We start from the raw sequence: 12,897 nt of genomic DNA, 5'->3' as shown, positions 1-12,897 counted from the left end.
ACCATGGCCATCAGCACCCCCGTCGCCCCGTCGACCACGATCCCCACGGGCGAACGCCCCGACGTCATCGTCATCGACCACGTCCGGAAGCGGTTCGTCGTCCGCAAGGACAACACCATCCGTGAGCGGATCGTCACCCTCGGCCGCGCCGGCCGGAAGCACCGTCAGGACTTCTGGGCACTCGACGACGTCACCGTGTCCATCCAGGCGGGCACCACCGTCGGCCTGATCGGGCAGAACGGTTCCGGCAAGTCCACGCTGCTCAAGGCGATCGGCGGCATCATCCAGCCGACGTCCGGCACGGTCTCCCGCCGCGGTCGGCTCGCCGCGCTCCTCGAGCTCGGCGCGGGCTTCCACCCGGACCTGTCCGGCCGCGAGAACGTGTACCTCAACGCGAGCCTGCTCGGCCTCACCCGCAAGGAGACCGAGGAGCGCTTCGACGACATCCTCGCGTTCTCGGGCATCGGCGACTTCATCGACACCCAGGTGAAGTTCTACTCATCCGGCATGTACGTGCGACTCGCGTTCGCGGTCGCCGTGCACACCGACCCCGACGTGCTGCTGGTGGACGAGGTCCTGGCCGTCGGCGACGAGGCGTTCCAGCGCAAGTGCCTCGACCGCATCCGATCGTTCCAGGAACAGGGCAAGACGATCATCATCGTCACGCACTCCCTCGGCCAGGTGCAGGACATGTGCGACCGAGTGGTCCTGCTCAACAAGGGCAAGGTCCTGCACGACGGCAACGCCGCCGAGGCCGTGAGCATGTTCCGTGACGTGCTCGAAGAGCGCCGGCAGGGCGAGGTCAGCGTGGACGTGGCGGTCGGCCGCGGCACCGTCCTCGGTGCCACCGTGCACGCCGACGGCAAGGGCCCGAAGGACCCGGTCCGCCCGGGTGACGACCTGATCGTGGACATGGAGTTCGAGCACCTCGACCGAGTCGAGGACTGGGAAGCCGCCGTCCAGATCAACAACGCGAGTGGTCAGGTCGTGTTCGGCACGACCACCGGCATCATGGGCATCCACCTCGACCCGCTGCACGGTCGTCGGAAGCTCCGGCTCCGGATCGCCGACGCGGCGTTCGGCACCGGCAAGTACTTCATCAACGTCTCGATGATGGACTCGGCCGGGCGACACCTGCACGACCTGCCGGAGTGCGACTCGTTCGAGGTCCCCTCGTTCGGTGACGCGGTCGGCACCGTCTACGCCAAGCCGACGATCGAGGAGCTCGACTGAACCCGGTCGGCGGCACGGCCGGCGGCACACCCGACGGTGCGGTCGCAGACACCGGGGGCACGACTGCGGACACGACGACCGCGGACCCCGGCCGGACGGCGGTCGTCATCGTCAACTGGAACCGTGCCGACCTGACGGTCCGCGCCGCCCGCGCGGTGCTCGCCGGCGGCGGCGCCGACCAGGTCGTCGTCGTGGACAACGGGTCGTCCGACGACTCGGCCGCGGTGCTCCGCCGGGAACTCCCCGGAGTCACGATCGTCGAACGCACCACGAACGGCGGGTTCGCCGCCGGTGCGAACGCCGGGATCCGGCATGCGGACGCCGACGTCGTCGTCCTCCTCAACAACGACGCCGTGCCCGCACCGGGGTTCGTGTCCGCGCTCCGCCAGCACCTCGGACGCGCGGGTGCGGACGTCGCGGCCGTGACGGGCCGCATCGTGCTCGCCGGACGCTGGGCGCGCCTCCCGGCCGACGCCCCCGCGGATCCGGACCGACGCGAACTGCGCGACCACGACGGCATCCGGTGGACGCCGTCCGACGGCGGTGACACCCGCCTCAACTCGACGGGGGTGCGCGTGGACCGCGTCGGGAACGGGATGGACCGCGACTGGCTCGCACCGTCCGACCGTGCCGCCGACGTCGAGGTGTTCGGGTTCTCCGGTGGCGCCTCCGCGCTCCGCCGGACCGCGCTCGACGACGTGGGCCTGCTCGACGAGTCCCTGTTCATGTACTACGAGGACACAGAACTCGCCTGGCGGCTCCGGCGTCGCGGGTGGCGCGTCGAGCACGCGGCCGACGCAGTGGTCGAACACGACCACTCGGCCTCCTCCGGTGTCGCGAGCGACCTGTTCGTCTTCCGGAACGCGCGCAACCGGCTCGTCGTCGCGCTCTGGCACGCCGGGTGGCCGACCGTCCTGCGGGCAGCTGCCCGCACCGGCGTCCGCGGCCTGCGCGGACTGGTGTCGCCGGGCACCCGCCGGGAGGCACGGCTCGTCCTGGCAGCGTTCGCGGACGTTGCGGGGCACCTCCCCCGGCACCTCGTCCGCCGTGCCCACGAGGCACACCGGGCATCCGTCCCGCGCCGCAGCGTGGACCCGGGCGCATGAGCGCGTCCGGCTATCCTGGTCACTCCCCCCTCGACGGTCCCGGCCGAAAGGAAGCACGCGTGCCGCAGCTCACCGTCCTGATCGACGGGACCGCGGTACCACGCAACCTCGGCGGCGTCGGGCGGTACCTCGAAGGCGTCGTCTCGCACCTGGCTGCCGTCGACGACGACCTGGACGTGCACGTGGTCGTCCGGCCCGACCACGTCGCGCACTTCCGCGCGATCACCTCCGCTGCCCTGCCGTCGCCCGTGACGGTGCACCGAGCGCCGGCGTGGACCGACTCGGTGCCGCTCCGACTCGTCTGGGAACAGGTCGGCCTGCCGGTCCTCGCTCGCCGCCTCGGGGCACGGGTGCTGCACTCGCCGCACTACACGTTCCCGCTCGCCTGGCGCGGCGGCTCCGTCGTGACACTGCACGACGCCACGTTCTTCTCGAACCCGGAGTGGCACTCCCGGTTGAAGCGCACGTTCTTCACCTGGTGGAGCCGTCGCTCGTTGCGGTCGCGCCCGGTCGTGATCGTGCCGAGTGCCGCCACCGCGACCGAGGCCGCCCGTGTCGTGCGGGGCGTCCGCGCGGACGTGCGGGTCGCGCACCTCGGCGTCGACCGCGCCCGGTTCCACGAACCGACCGTCGCCGAGGTCGAAGACGCCCGGATCGCCGCCGGGCTGCCCGACGACGCACGGTGGATCGCGTTCCTCGGCACGATCGAGCCCCGGAAGAACGTCACCGCGTTGCTCGACGCCTACGGAGCCGTCCGTGCGGCGCGGGACGCCACCGGCTCCCCGACACCCTGGCTCGTGCTCTCCGGGGCCCGCGGTTGGGACGAGCAGGCGATCGAACGTCTCGACGCGCTCCAGGACGCCGACCTCGTCGTCGAGGCGGGCTACCTGCCCATCGAGGACCTCTCCGGGTTCCTCGGCGGTGCCGATCTGGTCGTCTACCCGTCGCTCGGCGAGGGCTTCGGCCTCCCCGTGGTCGAGGCGATGGCGACCGGTGCGTGCGTCGTCACCACGCGGCGGCTGTCGCTGCCGGAGGTCGGGGGCGACGCCGCCGTCTACGCCGAACCGGACGCCGAGGACCTCGCGGCCACGATCGCCGCGTTGCTCGACGACCCGTCGCGCGTGGCCGACCACCGGCTCGCAGCACTCCGTCGCGCGGACGACTTCACGTGGGACGCCACGGCCCGGATCCACGCCGACGCCTACCGCACGGTCGCTCACTCCGGTGCGATCACTCGGACCGGAGGCGCACGGTGACGCGGGTCGCGGTGCTGACGGTCACCTACAACACCGGTGAGACCATCCGGCCGTTCCTCGCGAGCGTCGCCGCGGCATCCACCGAACCGGTCGCGGTCGTCATCGCGGACAACGGGTCCGACGGCGTCGACGCACTCCGGGCGATCGGCGAGTCGTACGGCGCCGTGGTGGTGTCGTCCGGTGGCAACCGCGGGTACGGCGGCGGCATCGACGCCGCACTCGCCGCACTCGACGACGTGCTGCCCGACGTCCGTCCGGAGTTCCTGCTGGTCACGAACCCCGACGTCGTGCTCGGACCGGGGTCGATCGACGAACTCGTCGCCGCAGCCGAGCGCCTGCCGCACGGCGGGGCCTTCGGACCGCAGATCCTGGACAGCGAGGGGGCGACCTACCCGTCGGCCCGCCGGTTGCCGTCACTCCGGACCGGGCTCGGACACGCGGCGTTCTCGCGCTTCTGGCCCGCCAACCCGTGGAGCCAGCGGTACTGGTCCACGACGCTCGTCGAGGAGCGCGAAGCCGGGTGGTTGTCCGGCGCGTGCTTCCTCATCCGCACAGAGCTCTTCCGCGAGCTCGGCGGCTTCGACGAGTCCTACTTCATGTACTTCGAGGACGTCGACCTCGGGCAGCGCATCGGACGCGCGGGGCACGCGAACGTGTACGTGCCGTCGTCGGTGGTGACGCACACCGGGGCGCACTCGACGTCGTCGAACCGGCGGCGCATGGAGATCGAGCACCACCGGAGCGCCTACCGGTTCCTGTCCCGGAAGTACTCGGCGTGGTGGCTCTGGCCACTGCGGGTCGTGCTGCGTGCGGGGCTCGCGGCCCGGGCGCGCTGGGTCACGCGCAAGTAGCGCGGCCGGCCGCGGCGCGGCACGCGCTGGCGCGGATCGCGTCAGCGGCGGAGCCGCGTCCGCTCGGCGCGTGCGGCGTCGAGCAGCACACGCGCCCGGGCGTCGAACGAGTGCTCGGCAGCGACCCGTGCCACGACCGCCGCGCGCTCCGCCGCTGACGGCCACGGGAACGCCGGATCGAGCAGGGGCGCGAGCGCGTCCCGATCCGCCGCGACCCGGAGCGTCGGCACGTCGAGCTCGTCCGACAGCCCGACGACGGCGTCGGTGACCACGACCCCTCCGGACGCCAGCACGTCGAACACCCGGTTCGACACGAACCCCCCGGCGGCCATGTCGGGCCAGTGGTCGTTCAGGACGACCCGCGCCGAGGCGTACGCCGTCGCGACCTCCGTCCGGGAGCGCGATGCTCCCCCGATCGCCCCGTCCGGGACCACACCGTCCCATCCCGGTCCGTGCACGCGCAGGTCCGCGCCGAGCGCCACCGCGTCGGCGACGATCGGCCGGGACACCCCGCGGGTCGACCCGACGAACACGACCCGACCGGCGTCCTCACTCGTCGCCGAAGCGGCGTCGGGTCGGAACAGCGAGGGGTCCGTCGCCTGCAGCAGCGGGCGCACCGGGACACCGGCGCGCGACGCGGTGGCCGCCGCCCACGCCGGTCCGGCCGCGAAGACCGCGTCGAACGAGCGCAGCTCGGTGTCGGCGACGTCGTCCGGGTGGCTGATCACCCAGAGCAGGTTCACCGACGCCGGGTTCGGCGGCACCCGGTCGAGCCCGCGGATCACGAGGGTGACGTCGTCGGCCCCGTCACCGGCGCGCACGTGGGCGTCGCGCCGGTCGATCCGCACCGACTGCCCGAGCCGCTCCAACGCTCCCGCGAGCTCCGCCGCGAAGTGCACGTCACCCCAACCGTCGCCCTCCGGACCGGCCGGTGCTGCGATCTTGATCGACCAGGTCAGGTGCTCGGACGACCCGGAGTGCCGCGGCGCCGGTGCCACCGGTCGCGCACCCCACGGCGGCAGCGGCGCCCCGGCGACGACCGTCCCGGGGCCGTCGGCGATCCGGCCGCGCCACGCCGCGAAGGCGTCCACGGTCGCCGCGTCGACCGTGCGTCCGGCCTCAGCGGAGCGCTCGAGCGCCCACACGAGCACTACGTCGCCGCCGGCCCGGTCCGCGACGGCGCGGCTCCAGGCGGACAGCGTCATGCGTTCGTCCGGGAGGCACGGTGCCGGCACGAGCGCACGTCCCGGCATCGACAGCACGGGTTGGTCCGCCGCGAACACGGACGCCGGCCCAGCGCTCCGCGCTCCGACCACGACCGGACGCAGGCCGTCCGGCGCGGGCGACACCGAGCCGGTGTCGTCGGTCCACGGGAGCGCGCCGGGGCGCAGCAATCGGGCACCGTGCCGTGCCGAACCGTCGGGGAGCCACACGCGCGCCTGGGCGACACCGTGCGCCCCGGCGTCGGCGAGCACCTGGAGGTCCTGGTCGGTCACCCCGACGGTCGAGTCGACGACCACGAGGACCGCGCCGACGCCGCCCACCAGTCCGGCGTTGACGGCGGAGCCGATGCCGTCCACGGGGTCCGGCCGAACCCACGGCACCCCGTCGGGTACCGGGCCGAGGGGCGAGGCGTCCGCCACGTACGCGACCGCACGGACGTCGACGTCCGACCCGAAGGCGGTGTGGGCCGCCGTCACCATCGCCGGGAGCCGGTCGTGCCGGTCAGAGCGGCTGACGAGCAGGACCGTCACCCCGGTCGGGCGGACCCGGAGGTCGCCGCCGAAGCCGGCCACCCGGACGACGGACGCCGCCGTCACGGACGCGTGCCGCGCCTCCAGTCCGTCAACGGGACCAGGCTGCGGTGCGTCCGGGCGGCGGCGTCCGAAGAGACCCACGACGGGTCAGGAGTGGAGCAGGCGCTGCAGGTAGACCCCGTAGCCGCCCTTCACGAGCGGCGCGGCGAGTTCGGCGAGCTGTGCGTCGTCGATCCAGCCGTTGCGCCAGGCGATCTCCTCGATGCAGCCGATCTTGAAGCCCTGCCGGTCCTCGATCACCTTGACGTACTCGGACGCCTGCATCATCGACTCGAACGTCCCGGTGTCGAGCCAGGCCGTGCCGCGGTCGAGCACCTGGACGCCGAGCTCGCCGGCGTCGAGGTACCGCTCGTTGACGGTCGAGATCTCGAGTTCGCCACGGGCGCTCGGCTCGATGGTCTTCGCGATCTCGATGACCTTGTTGTCGTAGAAGTACAGTCCGGGGACGGCGTAGTTCGACTTCGGCTCGGCGGGCTTCTCCTCGATGGAGACGGCCTGGAAGTCGTCGTCGAACTCCACGACGCCGTACGCCTTCGGGTCGGCGACGTGGTAAGCGAAGATCGTCGCACCGTCGACCTCGGTGTTCTTCCGGAGGTTCGTGCCGAGGCCCGTGCCGTGGAAGATGTTGTCGCCGAGGACGAGCGCGACGCTGTCGTCGCCGATGAAGTCCTCACCGATGACGAACGCCTGCGCCAAGCCGTCGGGGCTCGGCTGGACGGCGTACTGGATGTCCATGCCGAGTGCCGAACCGTCGCCGAGCAGCGCGCGGAACTGCTCGTTGTACTCCGGGGTCGTGATGACGAGGACCTCGCGGATGCCGGCCATCATCAGCGTCGACAGCGGGTAGTACACCATCGGCTTGTCGTAGATCGGCATGAGCTGCTTCGAGATGCCCTTGGTGATGGGCCAGAGGCGCGTGCCGGAACCGCCGGCGAGGATGATGCCCTTCATGAACGGGGTGCTTCCTTACTTCGTCGTGCGGAGGGACTCGGTGTACGCGACGCACTCGTCGTACGTCGGCAGGAGTCCCTGGGCCGCCGCTTCCTCGAGTGTGGGTGCCTTGGTGTCCTTCTCGGACAGGACGGGTTCGGCGATGCCGCTCGGCAGTTCGAGCCCGACCGTCGGGTCGAGGATCGTGATGCCCTTCTCGCGCTCCGGGTCGTAGTGGGCGCTGACCAGGTAGTTCACGGTCGACTGGTCCTCGAGCGCCACGATCGCGTGGCCGAGTCCCTCGGACAGGTAGACGGCACGGCGGTCGACGTCGTCGATCCGGACGGAGTCCCACTGGCCGAACGTCGGGGACCCGACGCGGATGTCGACGATGTAGTCGATGAACGCGCCGCGCACCGCGGTGACGTACTTCGCCTGGCTCGGCGGCACGAGGGCGTAGTGGATCCCCCGCGCGACACCGGCGGAGGAGATCGACATGTTCACCTGGCGGAGGTCGAGCGGGTGCCCGACCGTCTGCTCGAGGACGTCGGCCCGGTACGCCTCGAGGAATGCTCCTCGTGCGTCGCCGTGCTGGACGGGCGTGAACTCCCACGCGCCGGGGATCTTCAGTTCGCGGATCTGCACCGGAGCAGCCTAGCAACCGAGCCGATACACCACCCATCACGACCCGACACGGCGGCGTGCACGCCCGGTGCCTGCGCGTTCGCATAGGCTGTCATGGTTCTGCGCCACGCCGACTCCCGAAACGAGACACGCGAACCCGTGAAGCTATTCGTCCAGATCCCCTGCCTCAACGAGGAGAACACGCTCGCCAGCGTCATCGACTCGATCCCCACGCAGATCGACGGCATCGACGAAATCGAGATCCTGGTCATCAACGACGGCAGTACCGACCGCACGGTCGAGGTCGCGAAGGAACACGGTGTCACGCACTTCGTGCACCACACGACGAACATGGGGCTGGCCCGCTCGTTCCGGGACGGCGTCGACTACGCCCTCCTGCACGGCGCCGACATCGTCGTGAACACCGACGGTGACAACCAGTACCCGCAGGCGCAGATCGCGGAACTGGTCCAGCCGATCCTCCGGCGTGAAGCCGAGATCGTGATCGGCGACCGCCAGACCCGCACGATCGAGCACTTCTCCGGCTTCAAGAAGCTCATGCAGCGCTTCGGCTCCTGGGTGGCGTCGCGCGCCGCGGGCCTGGACCTGCCGGACGCGGCGAGCGGCTTCCGTGCGTACTCGAAGTACTCGCTCATCCGCCTCAACATCGTGACGCGCTTCAGCTACTGCATGGAGACCATCGTGCAGGCCGGCTACAAGCGCCTGGCCATCGCGAGCGTGCCGATCACGACCAACCCGAAGACCCGCGAGTCCCGGTTGTTCAGCAACATCTGGCAGCACATGTTCCAGTCCGGGTCCGCGATCGCCCGGGTCTACCTGATGTACCGGCCGATGGCCCTGTTCGCCTGGGTCAGTGCGGTGCTCGCCGTGCTCGGGCTCTGGCCGCTCATCCGCTACATGGTGCTGCTCCTGGCCGGGACCGGCGGCAACCACCTGCAGTCGATCATCCTCGGCGTCGTCCTGCTGATCACCGCCGTGCTCTCGATCGTGATCGGTGTCGTGGCAGACCTCACCCGCCTGAACCGCACCCTGGCCGAGGAACAGCTCGACCTGCAGAAGCTCCAGCGCTATGGCGACTGATCGCGACCTCGGGCCCGTGGAGACGCGCCGCGAGCGGCTCGCCATGCGGTTCTCGACGTGGATCCGCCGTCCGGGCGCCTGGATCGAGATCCTCGCGTGGGCCGGCCTGGTCGCCTTCGTCGTCTGGACGCTCGGACCGGCCCTCATCGGACACGCCACGTTCCTCAACACGGGCCTCCTGAGCCGGTACACCCCCTGGGCGGAGACGTTCGGAGGGTCCGTGGACTCCACGAACCTGTACACGAGCGACCCCATCGACTCGAACGCCCCGCAGACCTCGCTGCTCGTGCGGTTGGCCCACGCGGGCGTCTTCGGCGCCTGGGACCCGTACGTCGCCGGCGGCACGGCCCTCGGCGGCGTCCCCGACTCCGGCCAGTGGTCCCCGCTGTCGCTGCCGTGGTGGATCCTGCCGCTGTCGTACGCACCGGGCGCCGTGAAGTTCCTCGAGATCGTGGCGATCACCGTCGGCATGTCCCTGCTGCTGCGCCGCTGGGGCGTCCCCCGGGCCGGATGGGCGATCGCGTCCCTCGTCTACGCGTCGTCCGGGTTCATGGTCGCGTGGTCGAACTGGCCCCAGACCCGCGTCGCGGCGATCATCCCGTTGCTGTTCTGGTCGATCGACCGGGCCGCGGTCGAACTCCGGAAACGCGACCTCCTCAGCGTGGGCGGCACGGTCGCCGCGATGCTGCTCGGGGGCTTCCCCGCGGTGGTCGGGTACGCGCTCTTCTTCGGCGGCGTGTTCTTCCTGGCACGGACGATCGTCGCCCACCGGAGCTGGCGACCGGTGCTCCGGAGCGCCGGCATCGCCGTCGGCGGCATCGTGGTCGGTGTCCTGCTCGCCGCCTGGCAGCTCGTGCCCTTCGCCATCAACGCGGCGAGCGTCGTCGACTTCTCGGGACGGTCGCAGCACGGACCGAACGGCCTCGGCGCGTTCCCGCTCGTGACGTCCTGGGTGCCGGACATCTCGTTCGCGCAGGCCTCGGGCGCCTCCTGGGGCACGCGCAACCCGGTGGAGGAGTACTCGTACATCGGCGTCGCGTCGCTGGTCCTCATCGCCGCCGCCGTCCTCATCCGACCCGCGTTCCGCGTGGGCACCGGCGACACCGCGGACCGGAATCGCTCGCGCCGGACGGTCGGCGTCGTCGCGATCGTCGCGGCGCTCCTCGCCTTCAGCGTGGTCGTGGTGTACCTGGGCGGCCCGGTCCTGACCGTCATCCGGGAACTCCCGGTGTTCAACAGCAACCCGATCGGGCGCGCGCGGAGCGTCGTCCTCTTCATCGCGGCGGCCCTGGCCGGCGTCGGGTTCGGCCGCCTCGTCGAGGCCGAGAACCTGCGTCACGAGATCACGCGCTTCCGAGCAGCCTCGCCGCTCCGGCGCACGGGCCGCCTGGCCGCCATCGCCGTGGTCCTGTTCGTCGCCGCGGGCGCAGCGGTCTTCACGAAGAACGCCCTGCACGTGGTCCCGAAGCAGTACGTGCACCAGACGAAGCTCGAACTCATGCACGTCGGGATCCTGGGAGCCGTCACGGTGGTCGCCGTGCTGGTCGTCTGGCTCTTCCGGTCCCGCATCGTCGTGTTCGTCGCCGCGGGCGTCGTCGCTGCGATCGTGGCGGTCCCGGCCATCGTCGCCACGAAGCCCTGGTGGCCGCTCGCCTCGACCTCGACGTTCTACCCGGACGCTCCGGCGATCGACTACCTGCGCGATCACGTCTCCGACCAGGACCGCTACACGACGACCGGCAACGCGACGCTCCTCGGAGCGGCCTCGTACTTCCGGATCCGGTCCATCACGGGGCACACGTTCCAGACGGCCCAGTGGAAGCAGCTCATGAAGGCCGTCGACCCGGACACCTACCCGACGCCGACGTACCTGACGCTCGAACCGAACCTGATGCCGGAACTCGCCGAGTCCTCGATCCTCGACCGCCTGGCGACGAAGTACATGATCGCCGACCCGTCGGCGCCACTCGCGGGCGTGGCCACGCCCGCCCCGACCCGGACGACGTGGACCGACCTCACCGAGCAGCGCCACAGCGTCGACTCGGCGTCGAACACCGGGCCGCTGAACGGCATCACCTTCACCGGACCGCCTGCCACGACCACGGCCCCCCACGGCATGCACCTGACGGTGTCCGTGATCGCCGACGGGTCGGGCAAGACGCTCGCGTCCACGGCGAGCTGGGTCCCGGGGCTCGGCGGCCCGCGGAACGTCGCGCTGCAGGGGTCGCACATCCCGGAGAGCACGTCGTGGCACCTCCGGATCCGCGTGACCGGCCAGGTGTCCGTGGTCCCGATCGGGACCGACGCCGCAGGCAAGGCCGTCGTCGGCATCACCCGCCCGGTCAGCCGCGACGGCGTCTCGGTCGTGCACACGGGCGACGCGACGATCTACGAGCGCTCGGCCGCACTCCCGCGCGTGCGGTGGGCATCGAAGGACGTCGTCGAGACGACCACCGACGGCACCATCGAGCGTCTCGAGGACCGTTCGCTGCCCGACGACACGGTCGTGATGGACAAGACGCCGTCCCACCGGGCCGACCCGGCGAGCACTGCCACGATCGCGCTGCAGCCGAGCGACGTCGACTCGACCGTGGCCCACGTCGACGCCACCGGCGGCGGATGGGTCGTCGTGGCGGACTCGCTGCAGCGCAAGGGATGGACGGCGACCGTCGACGGCAGGACGACCGACATGGTCCGCGCGGACAGCGTCGGCGCCGCCGTCTGGGTCCCCGCGGGGACCCACACGGTCCGCCTGCAGTACCGCACCCCGGGCCTCGGAACGGGCATCGCGCTGACCGCAGCGACCGTGCTGGTGTCGGCGGCGGTCTGCACCGGCGTCCTGCTCGTGCGCCGTCGGCGTCGCCGCCAGGCACCTGATCGCGGTTGACCCACCCACCCGGTCGACTGGTGGGACCGCCGGTCGACCGGGCCATCGTCCCCTAGAATCGTCTCTCGTTCCGTCAAACGACTCCGAAAAGGAAGACCTCGTGAAGATCCTCGTCACCGGAGGAGCCGGTTTCATCGGCTCGAACTTCGTCCGCCGGACCCTGCAGGACGCCTATCCGGGGCTCGAGGGCGCCGAGGTCGTCGTGTACGACGCGCTCACCTACTCCGGCAACCTGGAGAACCTGGCGCCCGTCGCCGACTCGCCCCGCTACTCGTTCGTGCAGGGCGACATCCGGGACGCTGCGAAGCTCGACGAGGTCGTGCCGACCGTGGACGCCATCGTGCACTTCGCGGCCGAGTCCCACGTGGACCGCTCCGTGCGCGACTCCGGCATCTTCGTCGAGACGAACGTCGTCGGGACGCAGCGCCTGCTGGACGCGGCGCTCCGCCACGGCACCGAGCGCTTCGTGCACGTCTCGACGGACGAGGTCTACGGCTCGATCAGCGAGGGTTCGTGGGCCGAGGACCGCCCGCTCGAGCCGAACTCGCCGTACTCGGCGTCGAAGGCCGGCAGCGACCTCCTGGCGCGCAGCTACCACCGCACCCACGGGCTGAACCTCTCGATCACCCGGTGCTCGAACAACTACGGGCCCTACCACTTCCCCGAGAAGGTCATCCCGCTGTTCGTCACGAACCTGATCGACGACCTGCACGTGCCGCTCTACGGCGAGGGCAACAACATCCGCGACTGGTTGCACGTCGACGACCACACCCGCGGGATCGCGATGGTGCTCACGCGCGGTCGCGCGGGCGAGATCTACAACATCGGTGGCGGCACGGAGCTCACGAACAAGGAGCTCACCGAGATGCTCCTCGAGGCCACCGGGAAGGACTGGTCGTACGTCGACCGCGTCGCCGACCGTCTCGGCCACGACCTCCGCTACTCGGTCGACATCTCGAAGATCCAGGCCGAACTGGGCTACGAGCCGCAGGTGCCGTTCGAGCAGGGCCTCGCCGACGTCGTGCAGTGGTACCGAGACAACCGCTCCTGGTGGGAGCCCCTCAAGGAACGTGCGGCCCTCGCCTGAGGAGC

At 71.1% G+C, this 12,897-nt stretch carries 10 protein-coding genes; 7 read left to right on the top strand and 3 right to left on the bottom strand.

The annotated features are described in order from the left end of the window. Window positions 1–3 precede the first annotated feature (3 nt). From J7E22_RS11130 to J7E22_RS11115, 4 genes are read left to right on the top strand one after another with little or no spacing between them, the layout of a single operon-like run. Window positions 4–1,233 carry an ABC transporter ATP-binding protein gene (locus J7E22_RS11130; protein ID WP_214981792.1) on the top strand — a complete coding sequence of 410 codons (1,230 nt, stop codon included), beginning with the start codon at window positions 4–6 and terminating at the stop codon, window positions 1,231–1,233. Next, window positions 1,230–2,339, top strand: a complete 1,110-nt coding sequence (locus J7E22_RS11125) for a glycosyltransferase family 2 protein (protein WP_214981869.1) — start codon at window positions 1,230–1,232, stop codon at window positions 2,337–2,339. The genes J7E22_RS11130 and J7E22_RS11125 overlap by 4 nt, the downstream gene beginning before the upstream one ends. A gap of 59 nt (window positions 2,340–2,398) precedes the next feature. Further along, a complete protein-coding gene (locus tag J7E22_RS11120; RefSeq protein WP_308159226.1) occupies window positions 2,399–3,595 on the top strand; it encodes a glycosyltransferase family 1 protein in 1,197 nt (398 codons plus the stop codon). Then, entirely contained in the window at window positions 3,592–4,446 is an 855-nt protein-coding gene (locus J7E22_RS11115; protein WP_214981790.1) for a glycosyltransferase family 2 protein, read from the top strand. The genes J7E22_RS11120 and J7E22_RS11115 overlap by 4 nt, the downstream gene beginning before the upstream one ends. 41 nt (window positions 4,447–4,487) lie before the next feature. Here J7E22_RS11115 and J7E22_RS11110 read toward each other — a convergent pair whose 3' ends face one another. From J7E22_RS11110 to J7E22_RS11100, 3 genes are all read right to left on the bottom strand, one after another. Beyond that, window positions 4,488–6,266 carry a glycosyltransferase gene (locus tag J7E22_RS11110; protein WP_214981789.1) on the bottom strand — a complete coding sequence of 593 codons (1,779 nt, stop codon included), beginning with the start codon at window positions 6,264–6,266 and terminating at the stop codon, window positions 4,488–4,490. Between the two features lie 84 nt (window positions 6,267–6,350). Then, window positions 6,351–7,214 carry a glucose-1-phosphate thymidylyltransferase RfbA gene (rfbA, locus tag J7E22_RS11105; RefSeq protein WP_214981788.1) on the bottom strand — a complete coding sequence of 288 codons (864 nt, stop codon included), beginning with the start codon at window positions 7,212–7,214 and terminating at the stop codon, window positions 6,351–6,353. Between the two features lie 15 nt (window positions 7,215–7,229). Next, a complete protein-coding gene (locus tag J7E22_RS11100; RefSeq protein ID WP_214981787.1) occupies window positions 7,230–7,838 on the bottom strand; it encodes a dTDP-4-dehydrorhamnose 3,5-epimerase family protein in 609 nt (202 codons plus the stop codon). Between the two features lie 138 nt (window positions 7,839–7,976). On the opposite strand from J7E22_RS11100, the gene J7E22_RS11095 reads away from it, so the two are divergent. The 3 genes from J7E22_RS11095 (at window position 7,977) to rfbB (ending at window position 12,892) form a co-directional block, all read left to right on the top strand. Further along, window positions 7,977–8,918, top strand: coding sequence for a glycosyltransferase family 2 protein (locus J7E22_RS11095; protein ID WP_214981786.1), 942 nt, complete (start codon window positions 7,977–7,979; stop codon window positions 8,916–8,918). Then, on the top strand, window positions 8,908–11,805 hold the full coding sequence (locus J7E22_RS11090) for a YfhO family protein (RefSeq protein ID WP_214981785.1): 2,898 nt from the start codon (window positions 8,908–8,910) through the stop codon (window positions 11,803–11,805). The genes J7E22_RS11095 and J7E22_RS11090 overlap by 11 nt, the downstream gene beginning before the upstream one ends. A 100-nt stretch (window positions 11,806–11,905) precedes the next feature. Continuing rightward, on the top strand, window positions 11,906–12,892 hold the full coding sequence (gene rfbB, locus J7E22_RS11085; RefSeq protein WP_214981784.1) for a dTDP-glucose 4,6-dehydratase: 987 nt from the start codon (window positions 11,906–11,908) through the stop codon (window positions 12,890–12,892). The last annotated feature ends 5 nt before the right edge of the window (window positions 12,893–12,897 follow it).

Source organism: Curtobacterium sp. ISL-83 (assembly GCF_018613895.1).
GTDB lineage: Bacteria > Actinomycetota > Actinomycetes > Actinomycetales > Microbacteriaceae > Curtobacterium.
Note: the sequence above shows the minus strand (reverse complement) of the source record. Positions and strands in the feature narration are given on the sequence as shown.

Coding starts and splice junctions, on each gene's coding strand:
- J7E22_RS11130 (WP_214981792.1), top strand. CDS start 4: ATGGCCATCAGCACCCCCGTCGCCCCGTCGACCACGATCCCCACGGGC.
- J7E22_RS11090 (WP_214981785.1), top strand. CDS start 8,908: ATGGCGACTGATCGCGACCTCGGGCCCGTGGAGACGCGCCGCGAGCGG.
- rfbA (WP_214981788.1), bottom strand. CDS start 7,214: ATGAAGGGCATCATCCTCGCCGGCGGTTCCGGCACGCGCCTCTGGCCC.